We start from the raw sequence: 20,778 nt of genomic DNA on the forward strand, positions 1-20,778 counted from the left end.
AACATCTTAGAATGTCGTACCATAGTCACATCCAGTCAGTACCGATAAGAAACAATCAGCTATCGGTGTCACTAGCAACAAGCGAACAAAGGAACTTTATGAAAGCACAGTCAGATATTGCCGTCGTCGGGCTTGCCGTTATGGGCGAGAATTTAATCCTTAACATGGCCAGCAAAGGCTTTACTGTAACGGCTTATAATCGCTCTTATCATAAAGTGGAAAGCTTTTTAGCGGGGCGAGCGAAAGACAAGAGTATTCGTGGCGCTGATTCTATTGAAAGCTTACTAGCATCTCTTTCTTCGCCTCGAAAAATCATGCTGATGGTAAAATCCGGAAAGCCCGTTGATGATTTTATTGAACAGCTGCTTCCTCACCTCGATAAAGGCGACATCGTTATTGATGGCGGCAACAGCCAGTTTGAAGATTCAAACCGCCGCACTGCCTCATTGGGTGAAAAGGGCATTTTATATGTTGGTGCGGGTGTATCTGGTGGTGAAGAAGGTGCTTTGCTTGGCCCATCGATTATGCCAGGCGGCAATCCTGATGCATGGCCGCACGTTAAACCTATTTTCCAAGCTATTTCCGCTAAAGTGAAAGATGAAAATGGTGAGCTAACCGTGCCGTGCTGTGATTGGGTAGGCGAAGCTGGCGCCGGACACTTTGTAAAAATGGTACATAACGGCATTGAATATGGTGATATGCAGATTATCTGCGAGGGGTATTTAATCATGCGCGACTTGCTTGGCATGTCCGCTGATGAAATTCAGGCCGTGTTTGAACAATGGAAGCAAACTGAGCTTTCAAGCTACTTAATTGACATTACCGCCGACATTCTGGCTTACAAAGAAGATGGCGAGGCACTTGTTGAAAAAATATTAGACACCGCAGGCCAAAAAGGCACCGGCAAATGGACAGGCGTGACGGCCTTGCACTTAGGCGTGCCACTTACTCTCATTGGTGAAGCGGTTTTTGCCAGATGTTTATCTGCGCTCAAAGATCAGCGTGTTGCGGCTGCATCCGCAATTTCAGGCCCTGCAAAAACCTTCAGTGGTGATAAAGCGGTGTTTATAGAAGATTTAAAACACGCCCTTCTCGGCGCTAAAATTGTATCTTACGCTCAAGGCTTTGCCTTAATTCAAGAGGCCGCTAGCGAGTACAGTTGGAAACTAGACTATGGCTCAATCGCTATGATGTGGCGCGAAGGCTGCATAATCCGCTCAGTATTTTTAGATAACATAAAGCAGGCTTACGACAAGCACCCTGACTTAGACAATCTGATGCTCGACTCTTACTTCAATGACATGTTAGCAAAATCGCAAACCGGCTGGAGAAATGTCATTGCGGCTGCAACGCTAAATGGCGTGGCAATGCCTTGTATTTCAGCAGCACTTAGCTACTTTGACGGCTATCGCACGGCAGATTTACCTGCCAACCTGTTGCAAGCACAGCGCGATTACTTTGGCGCGCATACCTATGAACGCAAAGACAAGCCCCGTGGAGAGTTTTTCCATACCAATTGGACAGGGCGTGGAGGAAACACCTCTTCAACCACTTACGATGTGTAAAAAGTCCATTTAGCAGATAACCTGAATCGTGTTTAAGGAATGGTGCTTAGCGATTTTCTCTCTAAGCGCCAAACACTTCTCTTAATTTCAAACCGACAGCCGTTGAATACCCAAACGAGCTACTAACCACTGCCCCGCTTTCATCCAGTAGATAATAGCTTGGATAACCCTGTATTTGAAAACGCTGCTTGAGTTCCTGCGTGCCCATAAACACCTCTGCCAACACTGCATGCTCACTCACAAAAGCCTCGATTTCTTCCTGGCTTTGGTAATCTAACGCTATGACTACGACGTTAACTCTATCCTTATTCAGGTATTCCAAGTTATCAATACTCAAGGCGCATATTTGACACCATGGCGCAAAGAAGTAAATCAAGTTTGGCTTGTCCGTAACCAGCATAGGCTTTACTTCACCGCTTAGGGTGACGAGCTGGCTTTGCGGCACGCTCACACTACCGTCACTATCAAGCATATTTCTCGATTGCCAAGCCATAACTGCAAATATCACAACGGCAAATATGGCGATATCTCGAAGCCACAAAAGCAGTTTACGGCCGCTTGCACTGCTACTTTCTGGCATACATGATCCCTCAATAATGATGTGCGTCTCAACTGCATGATGACAATGCTGTAATTGTCTTTTTATTGCCTAATCTATGATGTGTAATTGGCTTGATACATACCATGAAGCCTTAAACCATCTAGAACGCTCTCTTTAGGCTATCTAGCAGCGAGCACCGCTTGCTGAATACGTTGATACATTGCCTGTCGAGCCGCAATTTCTCTACCTCCAGAGGCATTTTCCCAATTGCTGTTGAGCGCAATCACTAAATCTAGCTGGGGATCAATAAATAAGCCTTGGCCAAATATACCTTTACCCTCAAAACTGCCATCGTTTGACGTCCACCATTGAAAGCCATAGCCGCCGGTTGATGAGCCAATATCAGCCTGAGTGGTAACGGCTTTTTCCCACCATCCGTCTGGAACGATGGATTCAGTCGAAGCAGCTGACTCCGATGCTTTTATTTGCGACAGCACATACTGCCCAAATCGCAAATAGTCGCGGGTAGTCGCTTGGATACAGCACCCTCCAATTTCGTTGCCTGTGGCACCTAAAATCCAGGTAGCATCTTGTTCGGCGCCTATTTTTGACCAAACCTTTTCAGATAAATACTCCGAGAGTGTTTTGCCCGTGGCTTCAACAATCAATAATCCAATCAGGTTAGTTTCACCCGTGCTGTATAACCATTGACTACCAGCAGGCGCAGCCCTTGAAAGGCTTCTCATATAGCTCGCTGTGGCATCCACGCCATCGTCTGCTTGTTCAAAGTTGAACTTTGATACATCTGAATTTGGGTCGCTGTAGTCTTCATTCCACTTCACGCCAGAGGTCATGGTAAGCAATTGTTCTATGCTTACATCGTCATATACGCTGCCTCTCATATCATGAATATAATCGCTCACTTTGTCGTCTAGGCTGGTAATAAAGCCATCTTTAATTGCTGCACCCACCAAGGTTGAGGTAAATGATTTTGCCACTGAAAAGCTTGTCCATTTTTCGTCAGCATTAAAGTCCAATCCGTACTTCTCAAGTACAACCTTCCCCTTATGCATCACGATTAGCGCAGCTGCTCGATTTTCTCGCATGTAATTTTGCAAGTAATCATCGTCAATACTTAAGGGATCACCCTTATTTAATGCAAATACGGAATCAGTGCTCGGCGCTTCGCCTTTTAAAACTGTTCGCAAAGGCAGGATGTTGATCTTTTCAATGGAACGAAAGCCTGCATCACGCTGAGCTGTGCTCCAAAACAGCACATTTTCGTTTGCGGGCGGATTCAGCAATAAGAATCGAACACTTTTATCAAGACTAAACCAAGCGACCGCTGCTACAACGAGAAGCGTAAGCAGTATCCCCGCAATCCACTTTTTCATATCTTTCCTTTATTTGACTTGCTGTTATGCGTCTTTGTCAGCGCTTTTTTACGTGAGGCATTGTCACTCGGGCAAATCGACCAGCAAACCTGGATCTAATCGCTCGCGATACCAATTAATACGCCAATCTAAATGCGGCCCGGTTACTCGCCCTGTTGCGCCAATTTCACCAATAAGGTCACCTTGCTCAACGCGTTGCCCCACGCTCACATGAATTTTACTTAAATGGATAAAAGTAGATGATACGCCAAAGCCGTGATCCATAATGAGTGTGCCGCCTGAATAGTACATATCGTCATGCGCTAGGCTGATTACGCCGCCGGCAGGTGCAATAACAGCTGTACCCACAGCATTTGCCACGTCTAATCCAAAGTGAGGTCGTCGTGGCTCGCCATTAAATACGCGCTGGGAACCATATACGCCAGAAATTCTGCCCTGTGCAGGTAAGATAAAGTTTTGTTGAAAGTTGTCCAACTCAGAGCGCACGGCTCTGGCGCTTGCAATTTGGCGATTGTCCTGACGGATGCGTGCAAGCACTTCTTCAGGTGGGCTAACATATTTTTGCGCCACACCTTCGATGCGATCGATATCATAAGTTCGTTTTGCCAGCTTAAGTATTTTACTGTGCTTTTGGTGTAATGGCGTATTCAGACTTTGGCTGTCTTTGCTGGAACTTGGTAATTCCCAGCTTAAGCGATGTTCAAGCTGAGCATCTCGACCGAATCCAAAAACAAACGCGCCGGTACTTGATAGGTCAATCGCCTCATCGTTGAGCCACACTTTACTACCTGGGGGTAACTGACCGCGAATCAGGCTGCCTTGCGTCATTTCGCCTTTAAGCTCAATCTCTTGCGGCATTGCATCTCGCGCAGACGACGCGTCTTGAGCAACAGCACCCGACATTAACGGCATGCAGATTAATGCAAATCCAACTAATGCGAATAAGAAAAATCGCGTTTGCTGAAACCTAAATTTACGCATTAGCTCAACAGAGTACTTTACAAACATAGCGCTCATACTACTTCCTCAACACACCTTCGATGTTTCTTATCACGACTCATCCTCTCGAACTCACCATGGCGCCTTTGCCTACACCTTCAAATGCCCGTACTTCAAATTCCGTCGCCGTCCCAGAGTTTAAGTCTGCTGCCTTGAGAGTAAGCTCTTCCAACATGTATTGCGCCAAGCATTCAACCGTAGAATCATATTTTACAATTTCACATGCCGATTTAGGGATCGCCATTTCAAAACGCCCTTGGGAGGCCTCATAAGCGAAACAATAATGCCTTTGATTACTGATTTTGCTAGATACTGCATCTTGAGAATCAAGCGATACCAGCATTAGTGTATCCGCATCTACCAAATCTTCTTCGGTACCAATATATATATCCTCCCAACGTTTAGCCCAATATGCCTCGCGATGTGTGCTTCGCTTGCCGTTTTCATGCACAATCACTTTTGAACGATGACCATGAGCAATGCGCTGACAGTTGCCATCATGTTTCTTCAATCCGTGGGTGTAGTGATAATAAGGCGAGTCAATCACTTCGGTTCGCAAGTCAATATCAATACTGTGCACATTTTCCGGCAAGTGGGTTTTAATCACATCTTTCAAATATGCCCTTACTGAATGCATATTCACGCTGGTGTCATACACGAAGGCATATGCTTCAGGCGGGCACAACAAGTGGATACTCTCGATGTTCGCATCTTCCGCTTTATTGCTGTAGGTAAAATCAACCCTGACACGCCCTTCGGTTTGATCATGCTGTATGTGCACGCCTTCGTATTCAGCAGGCACCACGAGTTTATGATCAACGTATTCATCTATAAGCTTTTTTAACTGCTTTTTTACAATGCCGAAGTCTTGCACCATGCTTTCTTCGTTTAAGCCGCCATCGAGCACTATATCCACAATCCAGCTCTCTCCCACCATGCCGCGCTTTGGGCATAAATAAGAAAAATCCATGACGGTAAGATCATTTACAAAAAGCTTCATTCGCTATTCTCGTTATTCAGTGACTTCATCAGCTGATCTTTAAGATTTGGTGGAATACCTTTGATGCTGAGCACGTCACTTTGAGGGTCGTATTGCACCCGCTCGCCTAGAAGCTTTCTCTCAAAACTCACTGACACACCGCCACCTGCACCAGAGAACTTTTTCATTGCAGTAAGCATACTTCGGTCAGGCTGAAATTGCGCTTCGATAGGTTGTGGGAGTGACGCGTTATACGTCGCAAAACCGTCTTCAGTCGCGCCTTGTTTTGGCAATACTTTATCCAGTTCCGCAATGTGCACTTCTTCGCCTAAGTTCACTTTTTCTTTGTAGTAATCGGCCAACGCTTCCCGATGAGCTTGCTTTTCTTCTTTTTGAAGCGGCTCCGCCGATAAATACTCATCCACTTCGTGCAGCAGTCGCTTGTTTTGCTGCTTAACATCGACCTTTTCTTCACAACCAATGAACTTCATAAAGAAGTCACCCACTTTTCGACCCATTCGGCCTTTTAAAAAGCTGATGTATCTATTTTGATCCTTATTGACATCAAAGGCAGTTAAGTCAATTCGCACCGCAATCTGCATTTTAGACAAGTCCAAGTGCTGACTTTGGGTAATTTCTAAATGATGATTTACCTCAACGTGCTCTTTGGTATCTAGCATAGCAATCATCAAATAGTCGGTGGCAAGGTATTCGTAGTGATTGAAGATGAGAAAACCTGTCTCCAACATCGCTTCGTTCACAATCGTGTCGAGCAAATGCTTGCCTGCAATCAAACTAAAATCATGAAAATCAAGGGATCCACTCAGTACGTCGGGCAATAAGTCCATCACCGGATTTTCTTGTTCGCTAGAAAAACCACCTACTCCCTTTCCTGGCTTTGAATTAAAGGTTTGATGCAACTGAGCGCCTAAGCTTGCAATTTCAGGACTTGCTTCAAAGCAGCTTCCGCGGGGCAAAAAATTCAGTTTGCCATCATTGGTGAGCATAATACGGTGGACGACAAACTCTTTGACGTTAGCACTCATTAAAAATAATTATCCTTATTAAAATAGCGTTCTAATTGAAATCGTTCTTTGATAAATATTTGTGTTCGCGTTAACTGCCCTTATACTTGACCCATCGGACTTGAGGAAGCGAGCTGACGGCTTGAAATCTTATTTTGATTCGAGTCTTCGATATACACGCTTGAACAACGCTCACGCTCTTATAAAAGTCAATGCGTTATAGCACAACAAACAGCGCGCTAATTGTAGCGAGTTTTCTTATAAAAAGCATAGGACAAATGCATGCCCATTCAGTCAAAATATAGCAATGAAGAATTCGATGCTGTGATGCAGGACGTCTTTGTTGCACTAGAAAAGCATAAAGCCAGTCGCGACCTATCCATTATGGTGCTGGGTAATGTCTTATCAAACATTTTTAGTCAGCAAGTAAATGAGCATGCCCGAGACGATATGCTTGAGCAATTCTGCTCTGTGCTCAAAAAAAGCGTAGAAAAAAATACCTCAAAAAAATCAACTCATTAAGATACAACTAAAATAAGAAAAGCGCTTAATATATGATTTATACAGAATCTCCAAGACGCAAACAAATTACTCAGCAAGTGGCATGGGGGCATTGGTTTGCATTTGCCAATATACTAATGGCGATTGTGATTTCCTCGGTCTACTTATTTTCCACCGCCGTTGCCGACACTCCACTTAGCTTTGTATATATGCTGAGCACCTGGTTTGGGCACATTAGCTTTATTTCGTTTTTAGTCTTTGTGGTATTAGTGCTCCCGCTTTGCTATCAGCTCAAAAATATGCGAGTGCTGCGCGGGACTGCATCTGTCATATCAGCCATTGCCCTTGCGCTACTTGCATTTGACGCACTGGTGTACAACAACACAGGCTTTCACATTAGTTTTAGCTCAGCAGAACTGCTTAGAAGTGAAACACAGGTGCAGGTTGGCGCATTCAGTTGGCTGCAATGGTTTTATTTGTGTCTGTTGTTTATTATTTGGCTGATGTTTCAACTTGTGGTGGCCAATGCAATCTATCAGCGAATGGATAGACTACAAAAACTCCACATTAGCCGCTACATCACCACCTTCTTTGTTTTATGTTTTATGGCAAGTCACGCTATTCACGTATGGGCAGATGCCAAACTCTACACGCCTGTACTTAAGCAAGACAACATGTTCCCACTCAGCTATCCGGCTACGGCAAAAACGTTAATGGCGCGCTACGGTCTGTTGGATTTAGAGGTCCGTCAGCAGCGTGAAGAATTGCAAATTCAAGGTGTATCAAATCGCTTTGTGTATCCCCCTAAAAATGTTTTTTGCAGTGTTGATGCTCAGCAAAAAGTCGTATTGCTTGCGTCCAATCAAGCAATCAATCCTGCCGATGTTTCTGCACTGACACCGAATAAGTTTCATTTGAATACTCAAAGCGATCCGAGTCGATTTTTCACGCAGTTACAATATGGCATTCCCTACAATTTGGTTACGCGTACCTCTGCACCTCCGGTTATAATTGATTTACTGAATGCTTTTAACGTCAACAGCACGCGCTTTGTCGAATCAAGCTTGGTGTCGGCATATGAGGGCGCAATCAGCGAGGATGCCAGTGCTGACTTAGCCGAAGACGACGATGCAAATACCCAAACGTCAACCCAATTAAGCGACAAGCAGCAGGCATGGAATAGCTTTCAGCAAAGTTTAAACACAACAGACTCAGGCTTATTTTATGCTTTGGTAAGTGCCGAGCAGATTAATCAACTGAACTTCACATCTATCAGCAACGGCGCAAGTGTTTTGCTTGTTGCCAAAGACGCACAAGATGGCATGTATAAGCTTTTCTCAAACTTCACAGACAGTACACAAGCGTCTACCAACGAAGACATTGCACCCACTATTGCGCGTCAATTTGGATGCTTAGCGGACGTTTATCGATTTTCAACCGGACAAGCTTTGCAAAACCCGACGCGAGACTGGCTGGTCAGCACTATGGGCGATAACATCGTGTACTTTAAATCTCCCTTCTTAACGCAAGTGGCGATTGACGGAAGCTATGAAGTGATAGATGTAAACGACCAGTCAGAGGTACTAATTGATATTGATACCAATATGTTAAGTCGCTCCATCAAACACTTAGAAAATTTCAGTCAGTAGTGAAGCCCTAAAAAGTCACTATTTTAAAAGCGCTGTCAGAGCGCTTTTAATCTTTGTAAGAACCGAACGCGTATGACATCTGTGCGCTAAGCGCACATGATTATTTGCATGCTGTTACTGGAGACTGAATTGATAAGCGTAAGCCATCTCACAATGGAGTTTGAACAAGACAGCACTCCCTTAAAAGTATTAGACGACTTAAGCTTTGACATGCACCGTGGCGATACCGTTGCTATTGTCGGCCCCTCAGGCTCCGGAAAAACCACACTTTTGCAATTATTAGCGGCGCTCGAGCAACCTACTGGCGGTACAATCACGCTTAATAAACAAGCATTGTCTGAACTTTCCCCTGACCAACTTGCTGACTTCAGACGCGACAACATGGGCATAGTGTTCCAGTCATTTCATTTAATCGATAGCTTAACGGCGCTCGCTAACGCAGCCCTTCCTTTAGACATCGCAGGTCAATCAATGGCTGTGGCGCGCGCAAAAGCCATGCTTGAACAAGTTGGGCTTGGACATAGAATGCATCATTACCCACAGCAGTTATCAGGTGGCGAACAGCAGCGCGTTGCAATTGCGCGAGCCTTAGTACATCAGCCCAAGCTGATACTAGCAGATGAGCCCACCGGCAACCTCGATGAAAAAACGGGGAAACGCGTGGCCGACTTGCTGTTTGATTTGCATGCACAATCCCAATCTACCCTCGTGCTGGTAACGCACGACATGACATTAGCCAAACGTTGTAAACGCCATTTTTGGCTTGAGTCGGGTAAACTTCGCCTTGTAGATAACAGTGCCCTTCTCACTTAAATTTGCCTGGGCTGACTTAAGCCAAAGCCTTAAACAGCTATGGCTATTCTGCGCATGCTTGGTATTTGGGGTGTGTCTGGTAATGGCCGCCGCAAGTCTACATCAAATGCTCAACCGAGCGCTGCTGGCTGACACTCGTGCATTGTTAGGAGGTGATCTTGAAATTGAATCTAATCAGGCAATCAGTCTCGAAGCATTAGACTGGATACGTGAGCGCGGCGACATTACGCTAATTCGAGAGCTCGACACCATGATGAGCACCGAAGACGATCAATTCATATTAGTCGAACTGCTCAGCACTGATGCTACATATCCCCTTTACGGAGAGTTAACGCTTAAAGGCGAGCAAGATTTAAGCAAAGCGCTCTCGAAACAAGATGGACAATGGGGAGTGGCTATTGACCGCGTCTTGGCACAGCGATACCGCTTAAAAATAAGCGACACGGTATATATAGGTGATTTAACGCTGACAATAAGAGCGGTCATTTTGGAGCAACCTGACCGACGCCTGAGCGCCAGTTGGCGGGGTGCTCCCGTGATGCTGTCTGAAGATGCAATGAATGCCTCAGGTCTACTAAGCGCAGGTAGTCGAATAGAATATGAGTATCGCGTTAAAACAAATCACTCTGCAAAAGACTGGAAAGCCGACTTTATCGCGCAATTTCCGAATACTGAATGGGAAATTCAAACCTTTGAAGATAGAAGTGAGCGCATTGCTCAACGACTGTCTCAGGTTGCCTCAGGATTACTTATTGTTGCATTTAGCACGCTATTTATAGGCGGTCTGGGCGTGTTTAACAGCATATCAGTATATCTTCAAAGCAAACGAGAAACCATTGCCACCTTGAAAGCTTGTGGTTTACGGGATGGCCGCATAGGGCGAGTCTTTATTATTCAAATTGCAATTCTGGCTTTGATTTCAGGATTGATTGGAGTGGCTTTTGGTGCTGTACTGGCTTGGCTAGGTAGCATTGCCCTCGCGCAAGAGCTACCTTTAGGTATTGAGGTAAATGATTTGCTCATAGCGGGTTTTAGCGCTTTATCATTTGGTATTGTTACCGCATTTACTTTCGCCCTGCCTGCTCTTGGGAAAGCACTTCAAGTGGATGTAGCGCATTTATTTCGAGCCAACACCAACATTGGCGACAATATCGCGCCGCGCTGGCGTCTCGCGAGTGTTATATTTACTATATTACTTGCTGCTTTGGTACTTGCGGCCATCCCTAGTATTTTATTTGGCGTGGCATTTTTAATCACTGTAGTATTGTGCCTGTTGTTTTTTGATGCAGTGGTGCATGGGCTTCGTAGCATATCGCGCGCAATGGAACATCGCCCATGGTTAGCAAGTCACGCGGCGACCCGCCTAGCGCTGGCCAACATGCACCGGCCTGGCACGCCACTGCGCATTACCCTTTTATCGCTTGGTACTGCTTTGACCTTACTTGTTGCATGCACGGTCATAGTGGTTGCGCTACTTCGTTTGGTGGAAACCACCATCCCAGAAAAATCCCCTGCGCTAGTAGTGTATGACGTATTGTCAAACCAAAAAGATAGCGTGCAAGCTTCGGTTCGAGGCTATGAATCGCTTAAGCAGTTTACTCTGGCGCCAATGGTGCGTGGGCGCATATCGGCAATAAATGGGATCCCAATACGTGACTTGCCTAAACTGGATATTGATTGGCAAGATATGGCGCGAGATGAGCACAAGCTTAGTTACCTTGCCAATAATATAGATGATATTCGCATAGTAGACGGTGCGCTTTGGAATGCCGCCACAATGGAAAAAGTAAACGCAGATCCAAACCTAGATTTCGCTTTTGTCATGGAAGACAGAGAAGCCAGTCAAATGGCGTTAACACCCGGCGATACGGTAACCTTTTCGATTGTTGGGCTGGAGCAAAGCGGTTTACTTACTGGTATCTATAGCCAAAAAGGCATCCAAACACGCTTTTGGTTTGAAGCAATTTTTTCAAATGGTGCACTCGATAACGCTATTTCAAGCCATGTTGGCACGATTTACATGCAAGATGATGAGGCGCTGCTATTGCAAACAGAGCTGGCGCACAGCTTCCCGAACATCATAACCGTGCGCACAAAAGACCTTCTCGATTCTGCAAATGACTTGCTAAGCAAAGCAAGTCGAGGCCTGAGCGTGGTGTCCGCTATCAGTCTTCTGGTTAGCCTAATGGTGCTTGCTAGCATAATGGCGGCAGGGCGCAATAAACAAAGTTATCATGCGGTAATTTTGTACTGCTTAGGGGCAAGAATTTCATACATTCGCAAAGCGATTGCCATTGAATATATGCTGCTTGCAACGGTCGTGACGCTGTTTTCGGTTGCCTTGGGCTTGAGCATTGCATTTTTGGTACTCAATATTCAGCTAAAAATCTTCACCTTAGATGCATATTGGTTAGGAATAATGGTTTCCGCATTTTCATCCACACTTGTGTTCGGCGCAGGTGCGCTTTACCTTTATCGAAAGCTGAATATTTCACCTGCAAAATTGCTTAAAGAATCAAGCTAGAGGCCACTGTCCCCACAATACGCTTCTACCGCTTTCTTGTTTTTAGAATTAGCAACAGAAAAGTATAATTTAACCACGGCAAGCACGGGATGTCTTTCTTGGTTCGTGTTCGCAGGCGTCCAGCGCCACTCTTTTAAGGCCTCCACGGCCCTATAATCAAATACGCCTTGTGGATAAGAGAATCGTATGGCTAATTCTGCTGCACGTCCATCCGTGTCAATCCCCACTATCGTTTCAACGCAACCAGAAAGCCTATCCCGAGCGGCAGTGCTAGGGTATCTAGGGTCGATTCTGGTCTCTACTTGCCAATAGTCCAAGATACCGTGATTTGGATTGGGAGAAGTCAGATCAATGTATTGTTTCGGTACTTCGCCGGTCTCCTTTTCAAAAGATGATTGTGGTGCCTCTGTCGTTTGACATGCCGACAGGGCAAAGGTCGTGAGAAACAAAATCATTCTGTACATGGTCCCATCCTTAGTCATTACAAGGATTTGTTTAAGCATTGCCATTAAGCAAGCTGATGAGTATTGCGCAATGACCTAAATTTTCCAGGTGTCGTTCCTAGCTTTCGTCTAAACACATCACAATAATGAGACTGCGATGAAAAGCCAGATGCAAGGGCAATTTCAGTCATATCGCTTTTTGTATCGCACAACAGGTGTAATGAGCGCTGCAAACGCAAGTTTAGAATGAATTGATAAGGGCTATTCCCAGTCTTTAGTTTAAATAATCGAGCAAAGTGGAATTTACTTAGAAAGACTTGTTCAGCAAGATCATCAATGGAAATGTCTTCGTCAAGATGCGCATTGACATAATCACGCACCTTTTTAATTTGATGATCAGCTAGTCCGTAGGCCTTATTAATGTTTGCACAATAAGTAGATCTTGTCTTATCTTCAACCGTTGTCATGACACTTTGCCTCAATAGCCGCTTATGCCACGCACAGCGGACACAAATCAAATAAAGACAATACAAATTTCAGTGGCAAAGCAGAATGGGTAATTAGAACTAGTGAAACATGCACCTTTAGCATCATATCTTGTTGAAATGCGCTGTATTATCATTACCAAACACAATGATGATGCGGGTCATTCAATATTAGCTCATCATCAAAACACGAGTACCCATGATTAAATTGATAGCCCTTAAAGCCTTGTTTGCTTCACTATTACTCGCTAGCGCCATCGTTCAAGCATGCGAGGAAACGGATAATCAGGGCGCTTCAAAAAGCATATCGATTCCGTCCAATGCCACAGAGCTAATTCGCACTATTCAAGAATTAGACAGCTACTACGAAGCCTGTGCATACGCAAAAGCTCTTCACGACAATGAACAACACAATGATGCTGCAAGCGCGTATGGTCGAGCTGTCACCCTTGCGCAAGATGATAAGCAACGCGGCTCAGCTTTATATAAACAAGCACAGATGTATTTTTACGGAGACTTGCTGACTCGTTCAATGGCGCTTTACTTAGATAGCGCAGAGCTAGGAAGAAAAACCGGCAATGTTAGCTTGCAAATAGAGGCATTGAGCGGTCGCGCGGGGATAATGACCGAGCTTGGACAACGCACACAAGCGGCTAACGAACTCGCAAAAGCCATTTCGTTAGCCCGCACGTTATATGAACAAAATCCTAGCGATAACGTTCGACAACGACTGTTACGACTGCACTATAACAAAGCAACGGTTCAATATCAGAATCAAGACGTGGAAGCGCTGCGCAAGACGCTCACCAAAGCCGCTGACTATTCAAACCCGAACGACCCACCCTTCATGCATGGTTACCTAGGACAGCTTGAAGGACAATATGCAAGACTTGCCGGCGATTTAACGCGTGCAAAACAACGTTTAGAAAAAGCCTATGCGAACATTGAGCAAGCGCCGATAGCCCTTTTCCGGGTGAATTTGCTTTACGAGCTAGTACTGACGCACAGCGCGCTACAAAACAGTGAATCAGCAATGCGTTATGCAAATGAGATGCTGGAGCAGGCTAAATCGATGGAAAATCCGCTTGATTTTATCATGCCTAAAGCCCTTGAAGCGCAAGCTCGCGCGATGATGAGCAATCAAGATTATGACAAAGCGGCGCAAAGCTTTTTATCCGCCTACACAATGTTAAAGGCAGAACAACAGCGGCGCATGTCAAGCGAATTAATTTGGTTAAACGACATATACGATGGAGAGATTCGGAAAAAGGAGCTTGAAATTTTGCGTCAAGACACGCAGAACAAAGACCTTGTTATCAACCAGCAGCGGTATGCAGTGACGCTTTCGTTCGTTGTTCTGCTAGCGCTTGCAGGCTTTGCCATTTTTAAGTTTCGTCAGAATGCGGAGCGAGAGCAGTTTAAACAGGCGCTGACTAAAGAAAAGGCCACTCGCGAGGAACGCCTTCGCATGTCGCGTGAATTGCATGACAATCTTCTACAAGGCGTCATGGCAATGTCGCTGCACAGCCAGCGCGCGCTCAATTGGGCTGAGAAAGATGAAGGCAAACTGCACACTTCCTTGCAACACTTAGTTGAATTAGCTGATAAAACGGCCGTTGAAGGGCGCAACGCCATCGAACAGTATCGCTATGATGCTGAGCCTATTTCGGTCGACTATTTACTTACGACCCTAAAACATCAAATATCGGACGATAGAATAGATTTTAATGTGCCCAAACGCTCATCCGGCGCTTGGAAGACCGTGTTTTCCTCTGAGATCTGCGCCATTTTGCTAGAAGCAATGCGCAACGCAGTGAAACATGCTCACGCCAAACACATTATTGTTTCTGTCGAGTATACTCAGCAAAAATGGACATTTTCGGTCGAGGACGATGGCAACGGTTTCAGTATTGATGAAAGCAAACCGGGGCACTTTGGGTTATTAGGCATGCAAGAGCGAGCCGATTCCATTGATGCCAAAATGACAACGAACACAAGCAGCAAAGGCACGCAAATAAGTATTGTCCTAGCAGTCTCGTAAAGCGACTTTACTGCAAACGAATCATCCCGCGCTGTAAGGAAATCATAATGGCATCAGTACGATCTTTCGCCTCTAATTTTTGCAATATATTGGCAACGTGGTTCTTTACAGTGGCCTCACTAATGTTCAGCTTATACGCGATGACTTTGTTGGAGTTGCCTTGAGCAATTGTGCGTAAAATTTCCATTTCGCGCTCTGTTAAATCCGTTTGCTGCATAGCATCGGCATACAGTTCTGCTATATTGCCTTCGAGCAATCTATTGCCGTTAAATACATGGCGTATGCCGTCGATAATGCGGCTACTTGCCGCATCTTTAAGCATAAATCCTCTAGCGCCCGCATTAATCGTTCGCTTTACCGTATCTTCACCGCCATAGGTGGTCAATACGATTATTTTTGCGTGTGGATCTTCAGCTAAAATTTGGGAGATCGCCTGTTCCCCATCCATATCGGGAAGTTGTAAATCCATAATGACTACATCAGGTTTGTTTTCGCGATAAAGCGCCACCGCACGTTTTGCATTTTCTGCTTGAGCAATAACCGACATGTCGGTTTCATCATCAATCAATGCCGCAATACCTAGACGCAGTGCGGGATGATCATCGGCTATAAGGACTTTTATATCTTTGGACATGGGTGATGTTTTTTCTGATGCTCTAGCTATGCAGCGTTGCTTGTGAGGACTTCGCTATGGTTTATTCATTCATTGTTTGAATAAGTATAGAAGGCAATGTATTTTTGTAAAAGGCATGTATAGACATTATTAACCATCACATCAGGTTAATTAACCCGAATCCTGTTTAAGAAATGGTGCAAGCGCTTGTTTCACATACTTAAATTAATTTTTACACTCAGTGCTGCTAGAATTGTGAAGGACAAGGCGCAAAAGTCACGTAATAGTTATTCTATTGCTGGCTTTTGCAACGCAGTAATTCGCAATTCTAGCGGTGCTGAGCGCCGTTTCTTAAACAGGATTCAGGTTAATTACCTCAACAGGAGCAGGAAATGGATTTAGGTAGACGAGATTTACTAAAGCGTATCAGCGCCATTAGCGCCTTGGCAGCTGCGGGTGTGTCCGGAACATCATTAGCCTCGCCACCAGCACTACTGCAGCTAAAGGGTAATATAAATCACGCAGTGAGCCGTTGGACCTATGGACATTTAAGCATTGAAGAGCTTTGCGTGCTGGTGAAATCTATCGGATTTAGTGCGATTGATTTAGTCGGCCCTGAAGATTGGCCTGTATTGAAAAAATACGGCATCGACTCTTCAATGTGCAACGGCGCAGAGCCTAATCTCGAGGATGGTTTTATTCATCCAGAGCATCATGATGACCTTGAGCAACGCTATCTCAAGCATATTGATTTGGTGGCAGATGCCGGATACACCAACCTCGTTTGTTTCAGTGGTAATGCCAGAGGAATGAGTGAACAAGAAGGCTTACAAAACGCGATTACAGGCCTCAAGCGTGTTGTTCCTCATGCAAAAAAGCGCGGCGTGGTATTACAGCTGGAGCTATTCAATAGCAAAGTCGACCACCCTGATTACATGGCTGACAACTCTGCGTGGGGTATTGAGCTATGTAAGGCCATTGATTCCCCTAATTTCAAACTGCTCTACGACATTTATCATATGCAAATTGAAGAAGGCGATATTATTCGCAACATTCAAAACAATCATCAGTTTTACGGTCACTACCACACAGCTGGCGTGCCGGGTCGCCATGAAATAGACGACACCCAAGAACTCTATTATCCAGCTATTGCCAAGGCCATTGTGGCAACAGGTTTCGAAGGCTATCTGGCGCAGGAATTTGTACCTGCCGCCAAAGGGAATACTGCTAAAGCAGAGTCTTTATTGAATGCGATTAAGATATGCGATGTCTAGACGATATCGATAAAGCTGCTTCGCATATGAATTTAGAGCAAGCATGACGAACACTCAAAGCTTATTCATGTTTGTGATTTAAGCAGTTCTATGAGTCCATTCATTCCATCTTTGCGCAGCACTGGCTCATATTCGCTTTGCTTACTTGATAGTAAACTAATGCCTTCAGCGACCAGATCATAGATTAACCATTTTTGGCTGCGCCGGTCTTTACGAAGCTTAAAAATAATATCAATATCGGGCTTTCCCTGTTCTTTTATGCTGGCGCGAATACTTAAGTCGCTGCGCTCATCAGCCGCAGTGCTCGGAGCAAACTCGACTGTTTGGTCGGAGTAATTTACCATTGCGCCGGAATAGGTCGAAACCAAATATTCCTCAAATAAATCCACGTACTCTTTGAGCTCTTCAGGTTTGGCCTTGCGGGCATAACGACCGAGCACTTTAAATGCAGAAAACCGATAGTCGATATATGGCATAAGCTCATCGCGTAAAATGTCATCCATTAGCGCAGGATTTTCCTTAAGTGCTACTTGCTCCCGTTTAATTCTATCAAAGGTACGATTTGCAACGGTTTCTATCATTGCTTGAGGTTCAAGGCTAAATAGCGCCTCATCTTTTGCATCGGCAGCGAGCGCGTCAACGCTGTTAACCAGCATCACAACGGCAACAAACATGAGCGCAAGCAGTCTCACCGATGATGGTCTAATGCTGGTAGTAGTTTGGAATAAACTGTTTTTCATCATTTTTTACCTTCAATTTAAAGGCCATTGCAAAGGATTGATAACCCATGTTTGGTTTTAACGCGTGTGTGCTAGCTAAAGCCTAACGCTCACTACTTCGTATAACTGTCAGAATCTTGCTCATTTGTGTTGAAACACTGTGACAATGCCCCTCAATTAATCTCAACTCGGGATAAGCGATAGTGCAAATGCCTGTCTTGACTATGTATTTATTAAACTATCACTACTTGGTGCTGTCGCTTTATCCCCGAGTTTAGGTTAATTAGCTAGACCGTGGCGAATGGCGTTTTATTTCAAGCATTTAAAAGAAATGTACTTTTAAAGTGAGGGAATTGAGCGAAAGGAACAGTAGCAAGCGAAACAGTAAGTTACTGGCGCTGGGAAGATGATTTAGATTTAACGATTAGATGTTGGAAAAATTAATTTCATTGAGGGCACGTATTTGGGTAAAGCAATGATTGTGTTTTTGCAAACCACCATGTGCGTTTGAACTTGCCTCTGATTCAGTATTTAACAAAAAAGCATGCCTGAGAGACGCATTGGCGGCACACTTCATATCAATCAGCTTATCGCCCACCATGATGCTTTGAGCAAGTGAGATATCCCATTTTTTAGCGGCATTTGTGAGCATACCGCTTTTCGGCTTCCGACAATCACAGTCTCGTAAATATTCCCCCTGCCCCGCACTCGGGTGATGTGGGCAATAAAAAACATCATCGATTTTACCGCCGCGCTGCTCAATTTCAGCACACATCCAAGCGGTCAAATCTTTAAAATCAGCTTCGCTGTACATCCCTCTGCCGATACCCGATTGATTAGTGACCACTATCACAAGATAGTCCGCCGCTTTGGCGCGTTTGATGAGTGCAAATATTCCTTCAACCCAGTCAAAATTGTCCGCTTCATACACGTAACCATGATTGACGTTAATCACACCATCGCGATCTAAAAACAGCGCTTTTTGCAAATTAAACATCCTTGGGCTATTTGTCTTTGAGCGATTGAAAAATACTTGAAAAATCTTTACTACCGTTGCCCTTATCAGCATGCGCGCGATAAAGCGATTGCGCAAGCTCACCCAATGGCACATTGGACTGATTCGCGCTCGCAGCCGCCATCGCCAGCCCTAAATCTTTGTTCATCAGATCAACAAGAAAACCGCCTTGATAATCGTTCGAAGATGGTACATTTTCCATAACATTGGGGCAGGGATTGTATTTTTGTAAGGTCCAATTATCGCCTGAGCTTTTTTTCATGATGTTCGACATCACGACAGGGTCCAAACCGTTATCGATTGCCAACTGCAGCGCCTCACTCGTTCCTGCCATTAATATGGCTAAGAGCATATTATTACAGATTTTTGCCACTTGACCGGCGCCAGCATCCCCCGCGTGAAAAATATTGCTCCCCATCGCTTCTAGCACCGCTCTTATTGCCTCCACAGTTTGCGATTGACCACCGACGATAAACGTGAGAGTGCCAGCCGCTGCCCCCGCCACACCGCCCGAAACGGGTGCATCCGCGAATGAAAACCCGGCTTGTGATAGCGCGGCGTTTAATTTGCGTGCGGTGTTTGCCTCAATCGTTGAGCAATCGATAAACACAGTTCCCTTTTTCGCACTATTGATTAAACCACCCTGCTCATCCAAATAAAGAGACTCAACATGCTTAGACGCAGGCAGCATACTAATGACCATTTCCGCATCTTTAATCGCCTCTTGCGGACTAGATGCTGCTATCGCCCCTTTATTTTCGAGGGCTTTCACTTGAGCTTCGAATAAATCGTATACATATAGCACGTAGCCGGCTTTAAGAAGATTCTCTGCCATGCCTGCGCCCATATTGCCTAAGCCAAAAAATGCAATGCTGGGTTTGCTTACATTATCCATTAGTCGCTCCTAAATCGCTTAATGGGTGAGAGCCGTTTTGAGGCGTATAATCTCGCAAAAGCACGGCAGTAAAATGGGCATCAATAAGTGCGTCGGGCACATGATCAATGCTTTCAAAATGCCATTGCGGTTGATTGTCTTTGTCTATTAGAAGTGCCCTTACGCCCTCTTCAAACTCACCATAAGCGCCGCAGGTAAGCGCGATGTTAAGCTCCATTTGAAAGCACTGAGCTAGACTCATCGATTGTGCACGCTTTAACTGCTCGAATACCAGATGCGCGGTGATCGCACTGCCATTTTCGTATGCGGCCATTGCCTTTTTCAAATAGGATTGCTGAGGAAGGTCTGTATCTGCTTCAACTAGCTCATACAAGGTTTTAACGGCTTGTGAGAGCGAGCTGCTGCCATCTAACCGTGCAATAGATGGCAATAAAGCAGCAAGATTAGCGGGTTTTAATTCCAACTCTTTCTCGGCACTTTGTTGATGAGTAAATGCTTTAATCGCGTCTTTACTGAAATCTTGTTGGGCGCACAGCTTGTTGATGAATGCAGCTTTATCTTCATGCGCAAACACAGCGTCGGCAAAGCCAATTAAGCTGGCGTCCGCCGCATTAATACTTGCCGCCGTCAGCCCCAAAAACAACCCTAGACCAGCCGGAAAACGATTTAAAAAGTAACTGCCTCCCACATCAGGAAAAAGCCCAATTGTGATTTCAGGCATCGCAATACGCGCGCTTGGCGTCAGAATTTTAATGTGCGAGCCAGCATACAACCCAAGCCCGCCGCCCATGATGATGCTATTGCCCCAAACAATCACCGGTTTTGAAAAAGTATGGATGAGGTAGTCGAGGCGATATTCTTGTGAAAAGAAATCACGCAAAAACTGGGGCGCGGTTAATGTCGCGTTCATGGGTAACAAGTCACTTGATGATAAGTCACTTTCGCTTGATCTATTTTCTTTACTCGCCGTGTTTAATGCACAATGTTTCATTGCCTCATACATCGAAACAATATCCCCACCCGCACAAAATGCTTTGTCTCCTGCGCTGTCTAGCAGCACTGCAAGAATACCGTCATCCGATTCGATAGTGGCGAATGCATCTAGTAGTGTGTTCACCATATCCAAGTCGAGGGCGTTCAAGGCTTTTGGCTTATTCAAGGTGAGCTGTACAATACGCTTTGCCGCTTTGCCTGGCATAGCGCCCGTGGCTGGCTGCGCATCAGCACTTAGCTCATGATAGCGAATAAGCACTTTTGATTCGTGCGCAGGGTCAGATGACATATTTTCTTCCTTTATCGTCCA

General features: G+C 45.1%; 19 protein-coding genes. 7 read left to right on the forward strand and 12 right to left on the reverse strand.

What is annotated here, in order from left to right; all coding sequences use genetic code 11:
• Positions 1-98 precede the first annotated feature (98 nt).
• A complete protein-coding gene (gene gnd, locus PN836_RS04190) occupies positions 99-1,565 on the forward strand; it encodes a decarboxylating NADP(+)-dependent phosphogluconate dehydrogenase (protein WP_395343832.1) in 1,467 nt (488 codons plus the stop codon).
• Positions 1,566-1,626: 61 nt separating this feature from the next.
• On the opposite strand, the gene PN836_RS04195 is transcribed toward gnd, so the two are convergent.
• The 5 genes from PN836_RS04195 to yejK all read right to left on the reverse strand — a co-directional run bounded on the left by PN836_RS04195 (position 1,627) and on the right by yejK (position 6,524).
• Complete coding sequence (locus tag PN836_RS04195) at positions 1,627-2,145, reverse strand: TlpA family protein disulfide reductase (protein WP_395343834.1); 519 nt, start codon at positions 2,143-2,145, stop codon at positions 1,627-1,629.
• A 140-nt stretch (positions 2,146-2,285) separates the two neighbouring features.
• The gene (locus PN836_RS04200) at positions 2,286-3,500 is read right to left on the reverse strand and encodes a serine hydrolase domain-containing protein (RefSeq protein WP_395343836.1); all 1,215 of its coding nucleotides are present in this window, start codon (positions 3,498-3,500) and stop codon (positions 2,286-2,288) included.
• Between the two features lie 63 nt (positions 3,501-3,563).
• Positions 3,564-4,403: a M23 family metallopeptidase gene (locus tag PN836_RS04205; protein WP_395345453.1), complete on the reverse strand. Its 840-nt coding sequence runs from the start codon at positions 4,401-4,403 to the stop codon at positions 3,564-3,566.
• Between the two features lie 154 nt (positions 4,404-4,557).
• Positions 4,558-5,499 (reverse strand): 6-carboxytetrahydropterin synthase, encoded by a 942-nt coding sequence (locus PN836_RS04210; protein ID WP_395343838.1) that lies wholly within the window; start codon positions 5,497-5,499, stop codon positions 4,558-4,560.
• Complete coding sequence (gene yejK, locus PN836_RS04215) at positions 5,496-6,524, reverse strand: nucleoid-associated protein YejK (protein WP_395343840.1); 1,029 nt, start codon at positions 6,522-6,524, stop codon at positions 5,496-5,498. The genes PN836_RS04210 and yejK overlap by 4 nt, the downstream gene beginning before the upstream one ends.
• A 261-nt stretch (positions 6,525-6,785) precedes the next feature.
• Here yejK and PN836_RS04220 point away from each other — a divergent pair, with 261 nt between their 5' ends.
• From PN836_RS04220 to PN836_RS04235, 4 genes are all read left to right on the forward strand, one after another.
• Positions 6,786-7,025 (forward strand): DUF1414 domain-containing protein, encoded by a 240-nt coding sequence (locus PN836_RS04220; RefSeq protein ID WP_395343842.1) that lies wholly within the window; start codon positions 6,786-6,788, stop codon positions 7,023-7,025.
• A gap of 32 nt (positions 7,026-7,057) precedes the next feature.
• Positions 7,058-8,653 carry a DUF3413 domain-containing protein gene (locus tag PN836_RS04225; RefSeq protein ID WP_395343844.1) on the forward strand — a complete coding sequence of 532 codons (1,596 nt, stop codon included), beginning with the start codon at positions 7,058-7,060 and terminating at the stop codon, positions 8,651-8,653.
• 108 nt (positions 8,654-8,761) lie between these two features.
• Positions 8,762-9,466 carry an ABC transporter ATP-binding protein gene (locus PN836_RS04230; RefSeq protein WP_395343846.1) on the forward strand — a complete coding sequence of 235 codons (705 nt, stop codon included), beginning with the start codon at positions 8,762-8,764 and terminating at the stop codon, positions 9,464-9,466.
• Complete coding sequence (locus PN836_RS04235) at positions 9,450-11,990, forward strand: ABC transporter permease (RefSeq protein WP_395343848.1); 2,541 nt, start codon at positions 9,450-9,452, stop codon at positions 11,988-11,990. The genes PN836_RS04230 and PN836_RS04235 overlap by 17 nt, the downstream gene beginning before the upstream one ends.
• Here PN836_RS04235 and PN836_RS04240 read toward each other — a convergent pair.
• On the reverse strand, positions 11,987-12,454 hold the full coding sequence (locus PN836_RS04240) for an energy transducer TonB (protein WP_395343850.1): 468 nt from the start codon (positions 12,452-12,454) through the stop codon (positions 11,987-11,989). The two genes, PN836_RS04235 and PN836_RS04240, sit on opposite strands and share 4 nt — an antisense overlap.
• Before the next feature lie 44 nt (positions 12,455-12,498).
• Positions 12,499-12,900, reverse strand: coding sequence for a helix-turn-helix domain-containing protein (locus PN836_RS04245; RefSeq protein ID WP_395343852.1), 402 nt, complete (start codon positions 12,898-12,900; stop codon positions 12,499-12,501).
• Positions 12,901-13,117: 217 nt separating this feature from the next.
• Here PN836_RS04245 and PN836_RS04250 point away from each other — a divergent pair, with 217 nt between their 5' ends.
• Positions 13,118-14,959: a sensor histidine kinase gene (locus PN836_RS04250; RefSeq protein ID WP_395343855.1), complete on the forward strand. Its 1,842-nt coding sequence runs from the start codon at positions 13,118-13,120 to the stop codon at positions 14,957-14,959.
• 7 nt (positions 14,960-14,966) lie between these two features.
• Here the strand turns inward: PN836_RS04250 and PN836_RS04255 are convergent, their stop codons facing one another.
• Positions 14,967-15,593, reverse strand: a complete 627-nt coding sequence (locus PN836_RS04255) for a response regulator (RefSeq protein ID WP_395343858.1) — start codon at positions 15,591-15,593, stop codon at positions 14,967-14,969.
• A gap of 371 nt (positions 15,594-15,964) precedes the next feature.
• Here PN836_RS04255 and PN836_RS04260 point away from each other — a divergent pair, with 371 nt between their 5' ends.
• Positions 15,965-16,846, forward strand: coding sequence for a hydroxypyruvate isomerase family protein (locus tag PN836_RS04260; protein WP_395343860.1), 882 nt, complete (start codon positions 15,965-15,967; stop codon positions 16,844-16,846).
• Positions 16,847-16,911: 65 nt separating this feature from the next.
• On the opposite strand, the gene PN836_RS04265 is transcribed toward PN836_RS04260, so the two are convergent.
• From PN836_RS04265 to PN836_RS04280, 4 genes are all read right to left on the reverse strand, one after another.
• The gene (locus tag PN836_RS04265; RefSeq protein WP_395343862.1) at positions 16,912-17,589 is read right to left on the reverse strand and encodes an MlaC/ttg2D family ABC transporter substrate-binding protein; all 678 of its coding nucleotides are present in this window, start codon (positions 17,587-17,589) and stop codon (positions 16,912-16,914) included.
• Positions 17,590-17,989: 400 nt separating this feature from the next.
• A complete protein-coding gene (gmhB, locus tag PN836_RS04270; RefSeq protein WP_395343864.1) occupies positions 17,990-18,553 on the reverse strand; it encodes a D-glycero-beta-D-manno-heptose 1,7-bisphosphate 7-phosphatase in 564 nt (187 codons plus the stop codon).
• Between the two features lie 16 nt (positions 18,554-18,569).
• On the reverse strand, positions 18,570-19,475 hold the full coding sequence (gene mmsB / locus PN836_RS04275) for a 3-hydroxyisobutyrate dehydrogenase (protein ID WP_395343866.1): 906 nt from the start codon (positions 19,473-19,475) through the stop codon (positions 18,570-18,572).
• Positions 19,468-20,757 (reverse strand): enoyl-CoA hydratase/isomerase family protein, encoded by a 1,290-nt coding sequence (locus tag PN836_RS04280; RefSeq protein WP_395343868.1) that lies wholly within the window; start codon positions 20,755-20,757, stop codon positions 19,468-19,470. The genes mmsB and PN836_RS04280 overlap by 8 nt, the downstream gene beginning before the upstream one ends.
• Positions 20,758-20,778 lie beyond the last annotated feature (21 nt).

Source organism: Ningiella algicola, from assembly GCF_028401415.2.
In the GTDB taxonomy this organism is placed as follows: Bacteria; Pseudomonadota; Gammaproteobacteria; order Enterobacterales; family Alteromonadaceae; genus Glaciecola.

Excerpts from the sequence above, each read along its gene's own strand:
- yejK (WP_395343840.1), bottom strand. The coding sequence starts at position 6,524 with ATGAGTGCTAACGTCAAAGAGTTTGTCGTCCACCGTATTATGCTCACC.
- PN836_RS04280 (WP_395343868.1), bottom strand. The coding sequence starts at position 20,757 with ATGTCATCTGACCCTGCGCACGAATCAAAAGTGCTTATTCGCTATCAT.
- PN836_RS04255 (WP_395343858.1), bottom strand. The coding sequence starts at position 15,593 with ATGTCCAAAGATATAAAAGTCCTTATAGCCGATGATCATCCCGCACTG.
- PN836_RS04245 (WP_395343852.1), bottom strand. The coding sequence starts at position 12,900 with ATGACAACGGTTGAAGATAAGACAAGATCTACTTATTGTGCAAACATT.
- PN836_RS04195 (WP_395343834.1), bottom strand. The coding sequence starts at position 2,145 with ATGCCAGAAAGTAGCAGTGCAAGCGGCCGTAAACTGCTTTTGTGGCTT.
- PN836_RS04220 (WP_395343842.1), top strand. The coding sequence starts at position 6,786 with ATGCCCATTCAGTCAAAATATAGCAATGAAGAATTCGATGCTGTGATG.
- PN836_RS04200 (WP_395343836.1), bottom strand. The coding sequence starts at position 3,500 with ATGAAAAAGTGGATTGCGGGGATACTGCTTACGCTTCTCGTTGTAGCA.
- PN836_RS04230 (WP_395343846.1), top strand. The coding sequence starts at position 8,762 with ATGCTGTTACTGGAGACTGAATTGATAAGCGTAAGCCATCTCACAATG.
- PN836_RS04205 (WP_395345453.1), bottom strand. The coding sequence starts at position 4,403 with ATGTCGGGTGCTGTTGCTCAAGACGCGTCGTCTGCGCGAGATGCAATG.
- PN836_RS04240 (WP_395343850.1), bottom strand. The coding sequence starts at position 12,454 with ATGTACAGAATGATTTTGTTTCTCACGACCTTTGCCCTGTCGGCATGT.
- PN836_RS04250 (WP_395343855.1), top strand. The coding sequence starts at position 13,118 with ATGATTAAATTGATAGCCCTTAAAGCCTTGTTTGCTTCACTATTACTC.
- PN836_RS04260 (WP_395343860.1), top strand. The coding sequence starts at position 15,965 with ATGGATTTAGGTAGACGAGATTTACTAAAGCGTATCAGCGCCATTAGC.
- mmsB (WP_395343866.1), bottom strand. The coding sequence starts at position 19,475 with ATGGATAATGTAAGCAAACCCAGCATTGCATTTTTTGGCTTAGGCAAT.
- gnd (WP_395343832.1), top strand. The coding sequence starts at position 99 with ATGAAAGCACAGTCAGATATTGCCGTCGTCGGGCTTGCCGTTATGGGC.
- PN836_RS04210 (WP_395343838.1), bottom strand. The coding sequence starts at position 5,499 with ATGAAGCTTTTTGTAAATGATCTTACCGTCATGGATTTTTCTTATTTA.
- PN836_RS04225 (WP_395343844.1), top strand. The coding sequence starts at position 7,058 with ATGATTTATACAGAATCTCCAAGACGCAAACAAATTACTCAGCAAGTG.
- PN836_RS04265 (WP_395343862.1), bottom strand. The coding sequence starts at position 17,589 with ATGATGAAAAACAGTTTATTCCAAACTACTACCAGCATTAGACCATCA.